The sequence below is a fragment of the Lactonifactor longoviformis DSM 17459 genome (genome assembly GCF_900129135.1).
In the GTDB taxonomy this organism is placed as follows: domain Bacteria; phylum Bacillota; class Clostridia; order Lachnospirales; family Lachnospiraceae; genus Lactonifactor; species Lactonifactor longoviformis.
Genome location: NZ_FQVI01000012.1, coordinates 1 through 18,691, shown reverse-complemented (window position 1 = coordinate 18,691; position 18,691 = coordinate 1). Strand labels below are relative to the sequence as shown.

At 40.6% G+C, this 18,691-nt stretch carries 16 protein-coding genes and 1 pseudogene; 16 read left to right on the top strand and 1 reads right to left on the bottom strand.

All coding sequences use genetic code 11. The features are described from left to right. The 6 genes from BUA56_RS12145 to wecB all read left to right on the top strand — a co-directional run bounded on the left by BUA56_RS12145 (position 1) and on the right by wecB (position 7,355). Positions 1-1,107 carry a glycosyltransferase family 4 protein gene (locus BUA56_RS12145; protein ID WP_072852083.1) on the top strand — a complete coding sequence of 369 codons (1,107 nt, stop codon included), beginning with the start codon at positions 1-3 and terminating at the stop codon, positions 1,105-1,107. Between the two features lie 4 nt (positions 1,108-1,111). Further along, entirely contained in the window at positions 1,112-1,702 is a 591-nt protein-coding gene (locus tag BUA56_RS12140) for an acyltransferase (RefSeq protein ID WP_072852082.1), read from the top strand. A 468-nt stretch (positions 1,703-2,170) separates the two neighbouring features. After that, complete coding sequence (locus BUA56_RS12135; RefSeq protein WP_341443426.1) at positions 2,171-3,430, top strand: oligosaccharide flippase family protein; 1,260 nt, start codon at positions 2,171-2,173, stop codon at positions 3,428-3,430. 95 nt (positions 3,431-3,525) lie between these two features. Continuing rightward, complete coding sequence (locus BUA56_RS12130) at positions 3,526-5,028, top strand: asparagine synthase-related protein (RefSeq protein ID WP_207650935.1); 1,503 nt, start codon at positions 3,526-3,528, stop codon at positions 5,026-5,028. Further along, the gene (locus BUA56_RS12125) at positions 5,025-6,245 is read left to right on the top strand and encodes a nucleotide sugar dehydrogenase (RefSeq protein ID WP_072852079.1); all 1,221 of its coding nucleotides are present in this window, start codon (positions 5,025-5,027) and stop codon (positions 6,243-6,245) included. The genes BUA56_RS12130 and BUA56_RS12125 overlap by 4 nt, the downstream gene beginning before the upstream one ends. An 18-nt stretch (positions 6,246-6,263) precedes the next feature. Beyond that, a complete protein-coding gene (wecB, locus tag BUA56_RS12120; RefSeq protein ID WP_072852078.1) occupies positions 6,264-7,355 on the top strand; it encodes a non-hydrolyzing UDP-N-acetylglucosamine 2-epimerase in 1,092 nt (363 codons plus the stop codon). Positions 7,356-7,464: 109 nt separating this feature from the next. On the opposite strand, the pseudogene BUA56_RS24075 reads toward wecB, so the two are convergent. After that, positions 7,465-8,732: pseudogene (locus BUA56_RS24075) on the bottom strand (IS110 family RNA-guided transposase). 291 nt (positions 8,733-9,023) lie between these two features. Here BUA56_RS24075 and BUA56_RS12110 point away from each other — a divergent pair. The 10 genes from BUA56_RS12110 to BUA56_RS12065 all read left to right on the top strand — a co-directional run bounded on the left by BUA56_RS12110 (position 9,024) and on the right by BUA56_RS12065 (position 18,318). Next, the gene (locus tag BUA56_RS12110; protein ID WP_072852077.1) at positions 9,024-10,346 is read left to right on the top strand and encodes a nucleotide sugar dehydrogenase; all 1,323 of its coding nucleotides are present in this window, start codon (positions 9,024-9,026) and stop codon (positions 10,344-10,346) included. A gap of 301 nt (positions 10,347-10,647) precedes the next feature. Beyond that, entirely contained in the window at positions 10,648-12,183 is a 1,536-nt protein-coding gene (locus BUA56_RS12105; RefSeq protein ID WP_341443422.1) for a BCCT family transporter, read from the top strand. Between the two features lie 39 nt (positions 12,184-12,222). Beyond that, complete coding sequence (locus BUA56_RS12100; protein WP_072852075.1) at positions 12,223-12,750, top strand: VanZ family protein; 528 nt, start codon at positions 12,223-12,225, stop codon at positions 12,748-12,750. Between the two features lie 112 nt (positions 12,751-12,862). Then, positions 12,863-13,618 (top strand): immunoglobulin-like domain-containing protein, encoded by a 756-nt coding sequence (locus tag BUA56_RS12095; RefSeq protein WP_072852073.1) that lies wholly within the window; start codon positions 12,863-12,865, stop codon positions 13,616-13,618. 44 nt (positions 13,619-13,662) lie between these two features. Continuing rightward, positions 13,663-14,397 carry a CpsB/CapC family capsule biosynthesis tyrosine phosphatase gene (locus tag BUA56_RS12090; RefSeq protein WP_084067902.1) on the top strand — a complete coding sequence of 245 codons (735 nt, stop codon included), beginning with the start codon at positions 13,663-13,665 and terminating at the stop codon, positions 14,395-14,397. Next, positions 14,378-15,070 carry a CpsD/CapB family tyrosine-protein kinase gene (locus BUA56_RS12085; protein WP_072852069.1) on the top strand — a complete coding sequence of 231 codons (693 nt, stop codon included), beginning with the start codon at positions 14,378-14,380 and terminating at the stop codon, positions 15,068-15,070. Before BUA56_RS12090 ends, BUA56_RS12085 begins: the two co-directional genes overlap by 20 nt. Before the next feature lie 38 nt (positions 15,071-15,108). Next, positions 15,109-15,885: a YveK family protein gene (locus BUA56_RS12080; protein WP_072852067.1), complete on the top strand. Its 777-nt coding sequence runs from the start codon at positions 15,109-15,111 to the stop codon at positions 15,883-15,885. Next, entirely contained in the window at positions 15,869-16,651 is a 783-nt protein-coding gene (gene srtB / locus BUA56_RS12075) for a class B sortase (RefSeq protein WP_072852065.1), read from the top strand. The genes BUA56_RS12080 and srtB overlap by 17 nt, the downstream gene beginning before the upstream one ends. Then, complete coding sequence (locus BUA56_RS12070; RefSeq protein WP_072852063.1) at positions 16,641-17,642, top strand: LCP family protein; 1,002 nt, start codon at positions 16,641-16,643, stop codon at positions 17,640-17,642. The genes srtB and BUA56_RS12070 overlap by 11 nt, the downstream gene beginning before the upstream one ends. A 55-nt stretch (positions 17,643-17,697) precedes the next feature. Next, entirely contained in the window at positions 17,698-18,318 is a 621-nt protein-coding gene (locus BUA56_RS12065; protein WP_072852060.1) for an LPXTG cell wall anchor domain-containing protein, read from the top strand. The last annotated feature ends 373 nt before the right edge of the window (positions 18,319-18,691 follow it).

The following is an 18,691-nucleotide window of genomic DNA, read 5'->3' as shown; positions in this document are numbered from 1 at the left end:
ATGTATATATTATCTATAGGCGGACGATATAAACCAACCAATGGTGGCAATGCAAAAAGGATATCGACCATGTGTGAGGCTTTTAGTCGCCAAGGAAATAAGGTTACGGTTATGACCTGTGATGGCAACAGTTCGGAAAATTCTCAAGAAACCATTAGGGATGTTGAGGTTTTAAGATATACAGATTGTAACAAACTAACTGCAAATGTTAAAAGCGTTATACGTAAAAAAAAGGTTGATATTATTCTTGTGCATGAAGAAACATACGTAAGGAAATTAAAAGGCATGAATATTTTAATACCTATTGTATATGAATGTCATGCTATAGAGCCAAATCCGAATAAAATAAAAGAGGCAATTTTGACTATTTTAAGAAAGTGGTATTTTGATAAAAAATTTATAAAAAGAGTTTTCGTTCTTTCAAAAAATGCAGGAAAAAATTTTGCATGCAGATTTTCGTATCCACAAGAACTCATCGTTTATACTCCTAATGGATTGAATAAAGGGAGCTTTTATATTGATACTATGCATTATGGGGAAAGTGAAAGCTTTATTTACGGCTATTCAGGTACTCTATATGAATTTCAAGGAATTAAAATACTCTTAAAGTATGCAAAGGACATCCTCAATATTGCATCTGATGTGAAAATTATGATAGTTGGAGGAGGACCTATGGAGAACGAAGTGAAATCCTATGTTAAGGCAAATGGTCTTGAGGACAGAATAATCGTTACAGGCTCAGTCTCACAGGAAAAGTTTGATGAGTTGACTCAAACTTTTGATGTTATGCTCATGCCCCGTCCATTAATGCTTTCAACTGAGAGTGCTGTACCACTTAAAATTTTCGATGCAGCTATACATAAAAAACCGGTGGTGATGTCCAATGTATCAGGACTTACTGAAGCTTATACAGAAAATGCAGCATTAATATACGATTCGAAAAATTCTGATGATTTTGTAAAATGTTGTAAAAAAATTTACCGTAATAGAGAACTTGCTCAAAAATTAGTGGAAGGGGAAAAAGTTGCACTTTCGACATGGCCTTCGGTCGATGAAGTAGCATTTCTTCAGTTAGAAGAAATGCTAAAAGTTATAAAGGATGGGTGAATATATGGGTATAAAACTAAAAATTAAAACTATTATAGGTAAGGCATACGCTAAAGTATATCATTATGATAGTAAATATCTTTCTGGCCGTTGGTTTACGGCAGAGCAAAATTATATTGGTTGGAATTGGGTTATTAAAAACGGCCCAAATTGTCACCGGAGAGGGACAAACCTTAGTTGTCCATGGCCAGCTTCGGCAGATAGCCGTATTGTTGGTGCTACTAATATTGAGTTCCATCCTGATGATTTAAATAATTTTCAGCATTTTGGTTGTTATTTTCAAGGTAAAGGAAGAATAACGATAGGTAAGGGTACTTGGATTGCTCCTAATGTTGGAATAATAACTGCCAATCACAATGCTTGGGATTTGGACAAACATGATGACGCTAAACCTGTAATTATCGGGGAAGACTGTTGGATTGGTATGAATAGTATTATTTTGCCAGGGGTAGAATTAGGTTGTAGAACTATAGTCGGTGCCGGTGCTGTTGTAACAAAATCGTTTAAGGAGGGATTCTGTATAGTTGCAGGGAATCCTGCAAAGTTGATAAAAAAAATGGAAATAGACAATAATGCATATAATATAAACTCTTAAAATATCGGTAGTTGAACTTTATAATGATAGACTTTATAGTATATTTTGAGGAGTAAGGATAATATTTCCTGTGATTTGTTTGGATTCAGATGTAAATTGGGTTAAAAAATGACAAAGAAGAAATCATTTGTGGCAGAGTATCTTACTTTTTGTGGTGTAACTATATAATATGATACATGATGAAACTGATATATTTGGAGTATATGATATAGTAATAATTTTTTAGTTAGTGGTAGAGATATTGTTATATAGTATGAGACATGGACGGATAACAGTATTACTGCAGTATATTGTATTATAGCAAAATGTATACGATAAAATCGGAAAGATACTAGGCAGTAACCTTGCGGGGGAAAAATATAATATCTTTGACTATGGATATATGCCGTGAATATAAACGGATAAATAGCAAAATATAATCTTCTAAAAAAGAAATTCTCTGGTAAGAGATAATATAGGGGGGTATAGATTATTTTAAAAAAGTTAAAAAGCCTTATTTTCAATGGCTTATCTTATATCATATTAGGAAATTTTTTGTCAAAATTTGTTGCTCTTTTATCTAGTATACTTATTGCTAGGTTTGTCGACAAATCAGAATATGCTTATCTATCTTATGCTGATAATCTATATTCATATATTGGTCTTTTTACGGGATTAGGCCTTGCAAGTGCATTATTGGTTGTTTGCACTCCTAATGTAAGTCTTGGTAAACAGCATAACTATCTTGGCAAAGCATTGAAGTATGGCGGCTTTTTTGAAGTTATTACTGCATTGCTGCTATGTGTAGGTGTGCAGTTTATTGGTATTCCATTTCCTGAAGCTAGAAAATATATGTGGATCTTATTGCTGTATCCTTTAACAACCTATCTTTTTAATACGCTTCAGGCATTCATAAGAGTAAAACGTAATAATAAATTATACGCAGGATTAGGAGCATCTCAAACTATTATTGTTTGTGTTTTTAGTATTCTGTTTGTATTGTTTTTGGATGCCATCGGGGTTGTTTTTGCAAGATATATTGCTGTTATTGCTGTACTCATTATGGCAGTAATGTACATTCGAAAAGTAGATGGACATGTAATATCTGAAAGCCTAAGAAGAGAAGAACATAAAAGATTCATTATGACTGGTATGGCTCTAATGTTTGCTAATCTGTTTTCGGGAATGATGCCGATAAACGAGGCCTTTATTGTCAATAATCTCATTAAGGACGAAGTTATTACTGCAAACTTTAAAGTTGCAGGTATTATACCATCAATGTTACCGATTATTACAAGTTCAGTTATGGTATACTATTTTCCAATAATTGCTGCTATGAAGAATGGTACAGAGATAAAGAAAAAAGTATTCAATATTGCTCTTATAAATGGTATTATCATTATCATTATAACTATCATAGGGATGTTTTTAACACCGTTTAGTATAGGTCTCGTTTACGGACAAAAATATGCCGATGCGGCGAATATTTCATATTCATTGTGGGCGATGCGTGCCGTTAATGCAGTTCTTAGAATGGTTCCTCTTAATATCTTGGCGGCTATTGGTCAGTCAAAATTTAATGCTTATGTTTCAGTTGTAACCTGTGTTATACATGCAGTATTGGACTACGTGTTTATTTATAAGTGGGGGGTAAATGGTATTGCATATGCGGCGATCATAGCATATATAATTTCATCCATTGTTATGTGGTTACATTTTACTAAAACCTGTAATAAACAAATTATTTAAAACGAAAAAGGAGAAAAGAGTTGCGGTTATTTGTACACCTTGATTTTGAGTATAACAGGAAAAAAACGTGGATAAAGACGGAAAACGGATACTTTGTGGGAACGATTTTTAGAAATAATTGTCTATTGACAGAGAAGGATATAAAAGAGCTTCTAGAAAGTATACAAAATGTTGAACAAGCAACTGCGTTTGTCAAAGAAGTCAATGGTTTTTTTGCATTGGTTATTGAGCTCTCAGGCACAGTGTTCTTAGCCGCTGATCATGAGCGTACAATCCCACTGTTTTATGAAATCAAGAATGATAATGTGTTTGTTTATAACCACATTTCTATTGAAATGATTAAGACTCATGGCAGAAATAGGCAGGCATTGAAGGAATTTAATAGTTGCCTTTTTATATCTGGAAATGATACCGTTGCCTGTAATATCAAAGGAGTCATGGCAGGAGAAACTGTAATAATATCCGATGGAAAAGTGAGTAGACAGTACTATTATAAGTTCGACAATGCAAAAGTAGAATATATTGATAAGTATGAATTATTCCGGATGATTGACGAAAAGTTTGTTGAAGCAATTAAAAGACTTATAAAGTTTCTTGATGGTAGATGTGCAGTGATTCCATTGAGCGGGGGGCACGATTCCCGCCTTGTTGCATACTATTTAAAACGTCTTAAATATGATAAAATTGTCACTTATACTTATGGACCAAGAGGGAATTCTGAAGCAATTACTTCCGAAAAGGTTGCAAAATTTCTGGATATAGAGTGGCACTGTGTAGAATATGAACCTCCAAAATTACAGGTACTTTTTAAAGATAAATTTGACGAACTTGTTAATTTTTATTCTAATGGTGTTTCTTCGGTATGCATACAGGACTGGTATGCTGTAGATTACCTTCATAAAAAAGGGGTTTTTCCAAAAAATTCGGTTTTTGTACCAGGACACTCGTTTGACGCTATAGCAGGTTCAGTTATTCTACCGAAATACATACAGAATGATGTCATTACTAAGCAACAGTTAATGGAAGATATACTTTACAAACATTATTCTGAAGGAAAAAGGAAATTATCATCTAAAACGCGGAGCTATTTTAAAACCAAGATAAATGATGAATTGCTTCGAAACGAACCTGATATTTTGTCGAGTGATAGGGCATTTAATCTTTTTCAGAATTATAATGTTCGTGAACGCCAAGCAAAGTTTATTTGTTGTCAAACTAAACTTTACGAATATTATGACTACGATTGGTATTTACCGCTTTGGGACAATGAGCTTATTGCATTTTGGGAAACTATTAACATAAGTTGCAAATATAATCGAAAGCTTTTTTTTGATTTTACAAATTATCAATATAAAGATCTTATGATAACAGCACCGGTAGAAAATGAAAAAAGCAGAGAAAAAAAAATGGTAAATATGAATCCAGTTGTCCGTGTAAGAAGAAAGATAGGGCAACTTATAAATTATGTTGATTATCACTATTGTCTGGCATATTTCACGCCGTATGATGTGATATCAATATACTTGCGTAAAAGGGTATTAAATATAGGCTTTTTTGTAAACCAAAAGATTATAGAGATAATAAGGAGAAAAAAATGATTAACGTAATTGGGCTTGGCTACATTGGTCTTCCAACCGCTTTGATGATGGCGTCTCATGGTTTAGAGGTTATCGGAACTGACTACAACAAGGAGTTGGTAGCAACATTGAATGTAGGAAAAACAACATTTAAAGAAGAAGGACTAGAAGAACTATTTAACTTAGCTCTTAACGCTGGCATTAAATTTACCACAGAATATCAGGTTACAGATACTTACATCGTTTCTGTGCCTACTCCGTATGATAAATTTAGCAAAAAGGTAGATGCCTGCTATGTAGTATCTGCTATCAAATCAATCATGGATGTATGCCTGAAGGGCGCCACAGTTGTTATTGAATCTACTGTTTCACCTGGAACTATCGACAAGTATGTTCGTCCGGCTTTACAACAATGCGGCTACGTAATTGGTGAGGATATTAACCTTGTTCATGCACCTGAGCGTATCATACCAGGTAATATGATCTATGAGCTTCTACATAACAACCGTACAATAGGTGCAGATGATAAATCTATTGGAGAAAAGGTAAAGAAAATTTATACTTCCTTTTGTCAAGGAGAGATTGTTGTAACAGATATTCGAACTGCAGAAATGACCAAAGTTGTTGAAAATACTTTCCGTGCAGTTAATATTGCATTTGCTAATGAGCTTGCGAAGATTTGTCGCCATGATAATATGGATGTTTATGAGATTATCAGTATTTGTAATATGCATCCACGTGTAAATATACTTCAGCCAGGTCCAGGTGTTGGTGGCCACTGTATATCGGTGGATCCTTGGTTCTTGGTAGGCGATTATCCGAGTTTGGCGAAAGTTATTGATGAAGCGATGAAAACAAACGATGGAATGCCAGATTTCATACTTAATCGAATTTATGAGATCATGAAAGAGAATAATATCTCGGATTTTTCTCGTGTAGGACTTTATGGACTTTCTTATAAAGAAAATGTTGATGATTCCCGTGAATCGCCTACACTTCAGCTTCTAGAAAGCCAGGAAAGACATCTTGCAATACCGCTCAAGACATATGACCCATATTTTGAGCATGATATTGTTCCGAACCAGTATCATGAATTTGATAAGTTCCTTGGAGATATCGATTTAATCGTTATAATGGTAAGCCATAATCAGATTAAAGAGAACATGAATAAGTTAAAAGGAAAAATTGTATTTGATACTCGTAGATGCTGTGACTTACCCGGAACATATAAAATTTAATGATAAAGGATCAATAATATGAAAACAGTTATGCTTGCCTTTGGAACGCGTCCCGAAGCAATAAAAATGTGTCCTCTTGTTAATGAACTGAAGACAAGAGAAAATCTAAATACAGTCGTATGTGTAACTGGTCAGCATCGTCAGATGCTCGACCAAGTACTTGATGCATTCAACGTTATACCTGACTATGATTTGTCTATTATGAAGGACAGACAGACGTTGTTTGACATTACCACAAACATTCTCAATAGTATAGGCAGAGTTCTTGATAATGTAAAGCCAGATGTTGTGTTGGTTCATGGTGATACATCGACTACTTTTGTAACTGCGCTTGCTTGTTACTATAAACAGATACCAGTGGGACATGTGGAGGCCGGACTTCGTACATATAATATATATAGCCCTTACCCTGAAGAATTTAACCGTCAGGCAGTTGGAATTGTAGCAAAGTATAATTTTGCCCCGACTGAACTTTCAAAAGAAAATCTGATAAATGAGGGTAAGAATCCTGATTCAATCTATGTTACCGGGAATACTGCCATAGATGCACTTAAAACTACTGTCTATAAAGACTATACTCATCCGCAATTAGAATGGGCAAAGGATAGTAGACTTATTATGATTACAGCTCATCGTCGTGAGAATATTGGTAAACCGATGCACAATATGTTTCGTGCAATTCGTAATGTTATGGATGAGCATCCTGATGTCAAGGCAATTTATCCAATTCATATGAACCCAGTAGTTCGTAAGGCAGCTAATGAAGAGCTTGGAGGCAGTTGCCGCATTCGCCTTATTGAACCGCTTGATGTACTTGACTTCCACAATTTCCTAGCACGAAGCTTTTTGATTTTAACAGACAGTGGCGGCATTCAAGAAGAAGCTCCTTCGTTAGGTAAGCCTGTTCTTGTCATGCGTGATACAACAGAGCGTCCAGAAGGAATTGCCGCAGGAACACTTAAACTCGTTGGTACTAATGAGAAAGATATTTATAATAATTGTAAATTATTGCTTGAAAATCAAAAAATGTATGATGCTATGGCTAGGGCTTGTAATCCTTATGGTGATGGCTTTGCTTGTAAGAGAATTGCAGACATATTGGAAAAATAAGATAATGAAGATTAGTGTGAAAGAAAGTAGAGGACAGCCATAAATGGGCGCACTTCAATAAGCTGTCTATAACAGACAACTTTTTGAAATTATAAATTAACAGTTTTGTTTAAGGAGCCAGTGGTTCATTAAGAGGAAGTAATCCCTCCTTTTGAAGAGGTTTCATGGCTTGTTTGATAGCCTTATCTTTCTGCTTTTGGACAAGTGTTTCAGGCATATCAATTTTATACAAATCACTCGGAGCCCACTCTTCGCCAGTAGACAGCATCTGGTAAATAGCGGTGAGAATCATCCGAGCAATAGCAATGATGGCTCTTTTCTTGCCACGACGTTTGACAAGAGATTCATATTTTTTCTTATAGTAAGGAGATTTATCGAATTTTACGGCGGCATGAGCACATTGAATCAATGCAGGTTTAAGGTAGACACCGGCATGTGTAATTCGAATAGATTTCTTTTTACCATCATATTTATAGCTTCCGGGTGTAAGTCCAGCCCAGCAGCATAAGCGTTTTGAACTCGAGAACTGAGACATATCAATACCAATTTCGGAGATGATGATGAAAGCACTATCATGTTTAAAACCCGGAATGGAGTGCAACTGGACAGCATTTTCATAGTCAGCGTTAGTAGAAATCAAAGATTCTATCATAGAGTCCATATCATTGATTTCAGCTGTGATAAATCCATATGTGCGCGGAAGAAGCGCATACGATATTTTGGGGAATCAGTCATCTGGTATCCTTCGATGGATTCTATAACAGCATCTTCTTTAGATTTGAGACGTCTGAGAAGTTTTGAAGCAATTTCTTCGTGGTTAATAGAGTTATTAAACTGTTCGAGCAGGTAATCGATAATGGATGTGGATGACTTCCCAAAGATATCGGAAACAACAGAATCTAATGTGACATTACAAACAGTAAGCACATTCTGATATTGATTCTTTTTACTGGAACGGCAGAAAATAAGTTTGTAACGATAGCGAGTATATTCACGTATAATACGAATTGGTTTACAAGGAATATGGCTGCCTTTCACAAGTCCAAGACGGAATAAGTCACCAATCTATTTAGAATCTTTCGTATCGTCTTTGTTACCTTTTACAGCTTTTACTCGTTTCGGGTTAGCGATAGTAATATTGATTTCATTTTCAAGAGAATTAAAGACAGGAATCTAGTATTTACCGGTAGATTTCATGCAGACATCCCGGCAGTTATTGTCAAGAAGCTAAGCTTGAATTAGATAATCGAGTGGTTAAAGGTAGAGAAGCATTTTTTGATAAGAAGGCTCGATTCCACCAGTAGTTTTAATAATTGTGGCAACGAGAAAAGATTTGTGAATATCGACACCACAACAGGTTTGGTAAGTAACTTTCATAAGTCAAGCTCCTTTCATAATAGAACAGAAGCTATTGACTGAATTGCCATACAATTAAACTAAAAAGTTGAAATAATACTTAGTGTACGGACTCGTAGTACCACTTATTTGTGCTTGAAAAGATAGAACTTACACTGATTAAAATGCTGTCTAAAACGAAGAAAGTATTACAACTCCCCTCTCCGTGCCTTGTAGTATAGCTTCTTACTAACTATTTTACATCATAGGGTAGAAGTTGGAACACTTTCATTATTATTTGTGCCGCCGCTTGGCGGCGGAATGGAGATTAAAATGTCAATTTATAATAAACTTATTTGCAAGCAAGCAAACTTGGCATTAATTGGCCTTGGCTATGTAGGAATGCCGATTGCGGTTGCGTTTGCAATGAAAGGTATTAATGTTATAGGCTTTGACCTTAACAAAACGAAAATCGAATTGTATAAATCAGGTATTGATCCAACCAAGGAAGTCGGAGATGCGATAATAAGGAATACTACTGTACAATTTACATCGGATGAAACAAAGCTTCGTGAAGCAAAGTTTCACATTGTTGCAGTTCCGACACCTGTAAATACTGACCATACACCTGATCTGACACCAGTTATTTGCGCTAGTGAAATTCTTGGACGTAACCTGACAAAAGGTTGTATTGTTGTATATGAATCTACTGTTTATCCTGGTGTTACTGAGGATGTCTGTGTTCCAATTCTTGAAAAAGTCTCGGGTATGAAATGCGGTGTTGACTTTAAAGTCGGTTATTCCCCTGAGCGTATCAATCCAGGAGATACGGTTCATCGTTTGGAGAACATCCAAAAAATTGTTTCTGGTATGGATAAAGAATCTTTAGAAGAAATTAAAAAAATATATGATTTAGTAATTGAAGTTGGTACATATCCGGTATCTACAATTAAAACCGCAGAGGCTATTAAGGTTGTAGAAAATAGTCAACGCGATATTAATATTGCTTTCATGAATGAACTTGCCATGGTATTTGACCGTATGGGAATTGATACCAACGAGGTTGTGGACGGCATGAACACTAAGTGGAATGCACTCGGTTTCCGTCCCGGACTTGTTGGAGGACACTGCATTGGAGTTGATCCATATTATTTTACCTATGAGGCGGAAAAACTGGGTTATCATAGTCAGATTATTCTTAATGGCCGTATTGTTAATGATAGTATGGGCAAATTCGTTGCAGATGCTGCTATTAAGAATATGATTTCAGTTGGTCAAGCTCCGAAAAACTCTAAGGTGGTAATACTTGGACTAACATTTAAAGAAAATTGCTCAGATACTAGAAATAGCAAGGTTGATGACATTATTAAACGTTTAAAAGAATATGAGATCGTACCAGTTGTTGTTGATCCGTGGGCTAGCGAGAAAGAGGCTATCCTTGAATACGGTGTTACTTTGACTAGACTGGAAGATGTTAAGGATGCGGATTGCGTAATTGTAGCAGTTGCACATAATCAGTTTAAGAAACTTAGTTTGTATGAGATTGAGCAGCTTTTCAAAGCTAGTAATAACTCTGAAAAAGTTCTTATTGATGTTAAGGGGCTTTATAAGGTTTCGGAACTAAAAGCCTCCGGCATGAAATACTGGAGATTGTAAGATTGACTTGAAAAACACAGTGCATCAGTACATGGCTATAGTTACGATTAATAGTAGAAAATGTGAGCAGATACTGTAAATATAAATGATAAATCAAAGACAGATCCTTTGTATAGAATATAAATTTGACAAAACCAGCACAGGAAGATAAACTTAAATGTGCCGAAGAAATACATCTTTGAAGCTGCAGCAGTAATTCTACTGACATAATTGCATTCATATAGAATTGAGCAGTCTCAATTCTATACCAGCAAAAGACTGTACCTTCCGAGAGCCTAAACTACATTTATGGAGAAAAAAAGTGAACAATAATTCAAACAAAAAACCAATCAAGAAACAAGTCGACTGGATGATAACCCTTGTCCCCTTCCTGCTTATCGTGGTATTGTGTGTTCTATTCTTTTTCATGCCGGACCAATCCAACGCCGTATTGAGCCAAATCCGCTATTTCTTCGGAAATACCTTTGGCACCTATTACCTAATCATAGGACTCGGCATTTTTTTAGTTTCCATCTACGTGGCCGTGTCAAAATACGGTGACATAGTTCTCGGAGATCCGGGAGAAAAACCGAAGTATTCCTTTTTTGCATGGGGTTCCATGATGTTCACCTGCGGACTGGCGGCAGACATTCTGTTCTATTCCTTCTCAGAATGGTTCATGTATGCGGCAGATCCCCATATCGCAGAGATGGGAAGTATTCAGGACTGGGCCAGTGTGTACCCCATATTTCATTGGAGTCTGATTCCCTGGGGCTTTTATCTGGTTCTTGCCGTTGCTTTTGGATTTATGCTTCATGTAAGAAAGAGAAAACGTCAGAAATATTCGGAGGCATGCCGCCCGGTTCTTGGAAAACATACCGATGGCATAGCCGGCCGACTCATAGACCTTTTGGCGGTCATTGCCCTGCTGGCGGGTACAGCAACTACATTTAGTGTGGCGACCCCGCTGATGGTTGATATCATTAACAGTCTGTTCGGCATCCAGCTCAATCGTTCCGTTGTGACAGCCGTTATACTTGTCATTACCTGCTTTATTTATACATATTCATTGCTTCACGGCTTTAAGGGAATCAGTATTCTGGCAAAGGCATGTATTTACTTGTTCTTTGGCCTTCTGGCATACGTTCTGTTTTTCGGCGGGGAGACCAGATATATCATAGAAACAGGATTTTCTTCTCTGGGTAGGATGGTTCAGAATTTCTTTGAATTGGCAACTGCCACCGATCCACAGAGGACAACCTCCTTTCCGCAAAACTGGACCATTTATTACTGGGCGTACTGGATGGTATGGTGCGTGGCCGCCCCCTTCTTTATCGGCAATATTTCCAGGGGGCGTACCGTCAGACAGACCATTTTGGGCGGATACGTCTTTGGTGTAGGCTCTACGATCATGAGCTTTATTATCCTGGGCAACTATTCTTTGGGAAAACAGATGAATGGAACTGCGGATTTCCTGACAAAATATAAGGAGACGGGAGATGCCTACGGATTGATTACGGATATTATCGGGACCATGCCCTGTGCACCCCTGGTGTTAGTAGTAGTCTTGGTAACTATGATTGCTTTCTATGCCACCTCATTTGACTCTATTGCGCTGACGGCATCCTGTTACAGCTATCACGTTTTGGAGGAAGGGGAACAGCCCCACAGAGGAATCCAGCTGATGTGGTGCATTTTATTGATTTTGCTTCCCATTGCACTTATATTTGCGGAAAGTTCTATGAGCAACCTGCAGTCTGTGAGCATAGTTTCCGCGTTTCCTATCGGCTTTATAATGGTGTTGATTGTTTGGAGCTTTTTAAAAGATGCCAAGAAGTACATGAAAGGGAAAAAGTAGCTGACCGGCATACGCAGCAAAGAATAAAGGAGCAGCTAATTGGACGTATATCAGATTTTAATTACACATAACAGACCGTGGACGGCCCGGGAAATGCTCTGTGTCGCCTTGCTGCTGGCCGCTGCTCTGTTTGCGGCAGGTTATCTGCTCCGGCATCAAAAGATAAAGCCCTCCCAGGCGCTGGCCGGAATATCTCTGGTGCTCTTCCTTTCGATTGTATTCGGCTCCACTGTATTTACCAGGATGCCTTCCAAGCGGCAGTTTGAGCTGCAGCTCTTCTGGTCCTGGAGGGAAGTCATCGTAAACCATAACAGGGAGCTGCTGAAAGAAAACCTGCTGAACTGTATTTTACTTGTTCCGATGGGAATACTGTTTCCCATCCTTCTGCACCGGAAAGTAACCTGGCGGCAGGGGCTGCTGTGGGGATTCCTGGTATCTGCGGTAATTGAAACCTGCCAGCTGGTATTTTGCAGAGGCCTTTTTGAATGGGATGATATGATTCATAATGCACTGGGGTGTATGGCAGGCTGTCTGATTACAAATACCGTGAGCGTACGGAAGACTTAGTGGACTTATTTACTTAGATATGATAAAATCCCTTTGTGGCAATTGTCCTTGAAAACGTAGACATTTAGGGGACTTTGGAACATTATGTAAAGAAGAAGGAGCAAAACAAAAAATGAAGAAGTCTGTTATTTTAATTTTGGCGGGATGTATCATCATAACCGCCGGCGTAGCCTGCTTAGTATATACAACAGACAGAGAAGGCCCTGTAATACAGATCGATGAGACAACTGACCTTACTTACACGGAAGGCCAGGACAAAGAGGAACTTTTAAGAGGAGTAACAGCCATTGACAAAAAGGACGGGGATGTCTCCGACACCCTGATGGTTGAAAGCATCGTACCTGCCCTTTCAGGAAATAAGGCAACGGTTACTTTTGTTGCCATTGACAAGCACAATAATGTAACCAAATATCAATGTGAAATTAACTACCAGGGTGCAGCCGGCGCAGACACCGAAGCGCCCCCGGAAGATCAGAATACAGACACAGAGGCAAAGGATACAGCAGAAGATACGCCGGACACGGGAGAAGAGACTCCGGAAGCGCAGGAGACAGGCGGCGCTCCGGAATCCCAGGCTCCCTCTGCGGATGAAACGGAAGCTGCCATCTCCCAGCTTCCGGAAGGGAGTCCCGCTTTCCGGCTGACAGAGCACCAGATAACGCTGAAAAAAGGGACAAAGTTTAATTACATGGACTACATCCGGGAGATTACCGATGATAAGGACTCAAGAGAAGATCTGTACCGTAAAATCCGTGTAAGCGGAGAGGTTAAGACTTCACAGGCCGGGACTTACGAGGTATCCTACTCCGTGACAGACAGTGACGGACATCAGTCTAATGTAGAGAAGCTTCAGGTAACTGTTGAATAGAATACGGATTCTGCAGGATAGAGTACAGATGAGGAGAACGAATATTGTTGATTGATGTACATAACCATATCTTACCAGGTGTAGATGACGGTGCAGGTGATATAATGGAGTCCCAGAAGATGCTTGCCATTGCCGTGAGTGAGAAGATTGATGCCATCATAACCACCCCGCATTTTGAGTGCGGCATGGACCAGGCAGTCATAGAAAAAAGGGCGGAAGCTTTTGAGAGCCTCTCCCAATATATTCAGAAGGCAAAGCTGCCGGTAGCCTTATATCCCGGCAATGAGTTATTTTATAGTGAGGGAATCATAGAAGCCTTGGATTCCGGGGACGCCCTTACCCTGAATCATACCCGGTATGTGCTGGTGGAATTTCCGATTTACGAAGAATTCAGCTATGTCCGGAGGGCGGTCCAGAGGCTCCGCTACGCCGGCTATCTGCCGGTGCTGGCACATGTAGAACGCTATGAAAACCTGCTGAAGGAAGAAAAGATTGCAGAGATCGTTAATATAGGCGCATATATCCAGGTCAACGCATCCAGTATCACCGGACGGGCCGGATGGCAGATGCGGCGGTTACTTCTCAGGCTGGCACGCCGTGACCTGATTCATTTTATAGGAACCGACGCCCATGGGTGGGAGCACCGGCGGCCTAAGATGCAGGAGTGCCTTGCCTATCTGGAAAAAAAGGCCGGAAAAGACTGTGTGATTACCATTACCAGAGATAATCCTGAAAAATTACTGAGAGGAGAAAATATCAGTGGAAAAGTTAGAAATTAGAGATGATGTGGAGCTGAGCAACCGGGAGAAAGAAGTCTACCGTACCCTCAGAACCAATCTGGAATTTACAGGGGTGGAGAACCGGGCCATCGCGGTTACAAGCTGTACACCCAACGACGGAAAATCAGTGGTGTCTTATAACCTTTCGCTTGCTCTGGCAGAGAGCGGAAAGAATACGTTATTTGTAGATGCGGATCTTAGGAAATCCGTTTTGGTTCACAGACTTAATATGAAGAATCCCTCCAAAGGACTCAGTCATCTGCTTTCCGGACAGGTGGGAGCTAATGATGTGATTTATTCCACCAACAAGAAAAACTTATTTATGATTCCCTCAGGAATCTTTCCCAGCAATCCCACGGAGCTTTTGAGCAATGGCAGATTCGAAAAATTGGTGGCGGGGCTTAAGGGTACCTTTGATTACATAGTCGTAGACACTCCGCCTCTTGGAAGTGTCATTGACGCGGCAGTGATTGCCAAGATATGTGACGGTTCCGTCCTTGTCCTGGCAGCGGACAAATCCTCCAGGAATGAGGCTAAAAGCGTGGTGGGCCAGCTGAAGGCTGCCAACAGCAATGTCCTGGGCGTTGTCCTGAATAAAGTAGATTACAAGGGCAATGGCTATTATGGGAAGAAATACGGCGGTTACTATGGAAAGTACACCAGCTATTACTAAAAGAGAAAACGTGAAATACATTCCAAAAGGGGAACAAGATGAACAAGAACAGAGAATTTGAAGATGAAATGGAAATTGACCTGGGAGCCCTTCTCCATGTACTGCTGCGAAAATGGTGGCTCATTGCAATCTGTGCGTTTATGGGGGGGATCATAGCCCTGGGTATTACGGCAGGTCTGCTGACACCTATGTACCAGTCCAATGCGCTGCTCTATATATTGAACAAAACCACCAGTGTGACTTCCCTGGCAGATATTCAGATTGGTACAGAGCTTACCGCCGATTTCGAGGTGATTGCAACCAGTAAACCAGTGATCGATGCTGCTATCGAGCGGATCAAAGAGGAAGAGGGGAAGTCCTTTACGAGAAAGGATATTCTGGAGATGCTTCAGGTGAGCAATAAGTCAGGGACCCGTATTCTGACAATCTCCGCAACCTCAGCCAATCCTCAGGATGCTTGTATTGTAGCCAACGCGGTGGCCGGTGAGACGGCGGACCGGATGGCTGACATTATGAAAGCAGATCCACCCACTACGGTAGAACCTGCGGAGGTTTCTGAGAAGCCGGTAAGTCCCAGCATGAAGAAGAACACGGCCATTGGCTTCCTGGCAGGTATCGTCCTGGTATGCGCGGTCCTTGCCATCCGCTTTATGCTGAATGACAACATTCAGACAGAAGAAGACGTTGAGAGATATCTTGGACTGCCAACTCTGGCAACCATACCCTATGTAAAGAGCAGGGAAAAGGAGAAAGCAGGGAAGCAGCGCGCGCTGAAGGAACATAAGAAAGAGGCATTGAGTGAAAAGAAGCAATAAATTATTCTGGGTTTTTTTTGTAATCTTTCTGGGGGCTGTCATTTTTGGGGCATATTATTACATCAGCCAGCAGAAAAAGGAAGCTGTGTATGAGAAAATGGCAGAGCAGAACCAGGTGAAAGAAGAACCTGAACAAGAGGGAGAGCCTCCAAAAGTGGAAACTCCGCCTCCTGCGGAGGAAGAAAAGCCGGAGATTCCCATTGATTTTGCGGGGCTGCAGAGTACGAATCCTGAGATCTATGCCTGGATCCGCATTCCAGATACCGAGGTAGACTACCCCATGGTTCAGCGGCCGGAGGATGACACCTACTATCTGAGCCATACCGTGGAGGGAGCAGAGGGCCTTCCGGGTTCTATCTTCACAGAATCTCTGAATAAAAGGGACTTTACCGATCCCAACACCGTGATCTACGGCCACGATATGCGGGACGGCACTATGTTCGGACATCTGAAGAAATATATGGACAGTTCGTACATGGAAGAGCATCCGCTGATCTATATTTACACACCGGAGCACATTTATACCTATCAGGTATTTGCAGCGGTGACCTATGATAACAGACATATTCTGAGAAGCTTTGATTTTGCCCAGGAGACGCAGTACCAGGAATTTCTGGATTCCCTCCGGGATGCCAGGAGCATGGCCAGCTATGTGAGGGATGACATTTCCGTAAGCACAGAGAACAGGATTCTGACGCTGTCCACCTGCAACGGAAATGAGCAGCAGAGGTTTCTTGTGGAGGCGGTGCTGACAGATGAACAGTAAAAAGAAAAAAACAGTAATTTTGACCATACTTATTCTTATCCTTCTGCTGATCATAGGCGGCCTGATCTTCTGGCTGGCCGGAAGGATGGAAGAGAAGAGAGATGCGGTATCCGGTGAAGATACTGCCGGCACCACTGCCCCGGCCAGCGCAGATTCTGTGTATTATCAGGGGCAGGAGTACCGGTATAACCGTGATATAGAAAATATTTTATTTATGGGGGTGGATAAAAAGGAACAGATTGTGCTCCAGGATACCCCGGGGAAGGCCGGCCAGGCGGACAGTATTATGATCTTGTCTCTGAACAAGAAGGACAAGACAGCCAGAATTCTCCAGATATCCAGAGATTCCATGACAGATGTTGATATCTACGATGCCAACGGGAATTACTATACCACAGTGCAGGCGCAGTTAGCCACCCAGTATGCCTACGGCAGCGGGGGACAGAGCAGCTGTTATGCAATGAAGAAGACAGTATCTGAACTGCTGTATGATCTTCCCATTGACGGTTATATTTCCCTGAACATAGAGGCGATTAGTACTATCAACGACGCTGTGGGCGGTGTGACCATTACTGTTCCAAAAGATTATACGAGAATTGACCCTGCCTTCACAGAGGGGAGCACCATCACTCTCACTGGAGAGCAGGCAGAAAAGTATGTCCGCTATCGGGATACGAACGAGGAAGGCAGCAATAATGAGCGCATGGAGCGCCAGGTACAGTATCTGCCCGCACTGATTTCAGCTCTGAAAGGAAAAGCAGGCAAAGCCGGGGATTACTATGAAACTTTTTACCCCCTGGTGTCCTCTTATATGGTGACAGACCTGAGTGCGGAACAGATCAACCAGCTGTCGGAATATCAGCTTCTCTACGATGAGACAGAGTATGTACCCGGAGAGGTCCAAAACGGGGAAGAGCATGAAGAATACATCATCGACGAGGCAAAATTAAAGGATTTATTGATGGAAATGTTTTACAAAGTGGACCAATAGTGTTATAATGAACTCATGTTTCAAGTGAGGAGTAAAAGACAGGAGGATAAAAGTAATGAAGAAAATGATTGCTTTATTAAGCGCAGCAGTGCTGACTGTGGCAACTGCCGTAACAGCTTTCGCTTTGCCAAGTGTAAGCGTAGACGGCGTGGTAACCAAGACCGAGAGTGCTGTTGATGCCAATGGAAATGCAGTTACAGTTGAGATCAAAGACGTTCCGGAAGAATATAAAGCAGCGGTGGAAGAAGTGAAGAAAGAGGAAACGATTAAAGAGCTTCTGGGCGCTGACTTTAAAGAAGGAATGCAGGTAGTGGATGTGAAAGAAGTTAGTGTTCCGGAAGGAACCGCTTTTCCGGTAACGATTACCTTTTCAGTGCCTGGCGTGAAAGAGGGAACAGCGGTTGCGGTTCTTCACTATAATGGTTCTGCCTGGGAAAGAATTACAAAGGATGTAAAAGCCGGTAACGGTACGATTACCGCTACGTTTGATTCTTTATCCCCAGTAGCCTTCGTAGTTGACAAGGAAGCCGCAGAAGCGGCCAGTACTTCAACAAGCACATCTGCGAAATCTCCAAAGACCGGAGAATTCAATGTTCTCGGAATGGCTGGTATCGTAGCTATTATCGCATTGGGCGGAATGGCTGTTACTTATTCAAGGAAGAGAAAAGAAGCATAAGAAGATAAGGATATAAGCCCGGAGATTTCCGGGCTTTTTCTGCATGTGCGCCCGGCGGCGCACGTTTCTAACCGGTGCAAGTCCGGAATCCGCCCGGTGGTGGGAAGGATATAGCCGAAGGCAAGGGTGTCCATTGTGAGGTGGAATCCGAAGGAAGCCGGATATGGGGAACATACGAACCCATGGGCAAATCTCTGGTCTGACGAACAGAAACCACATAAGAGGCTATGCATGAGGATAAGGCTGCATGACAAGTCGAAGTCCAATAACTACCCGGAATCATGTATGGTAGATGTGGCAGATGGATGGAGAGAAAGAAACGTGTGGTACCTGGGGAGGTCTGCACGACACGCCCTGAAAGGGGTAACCATTA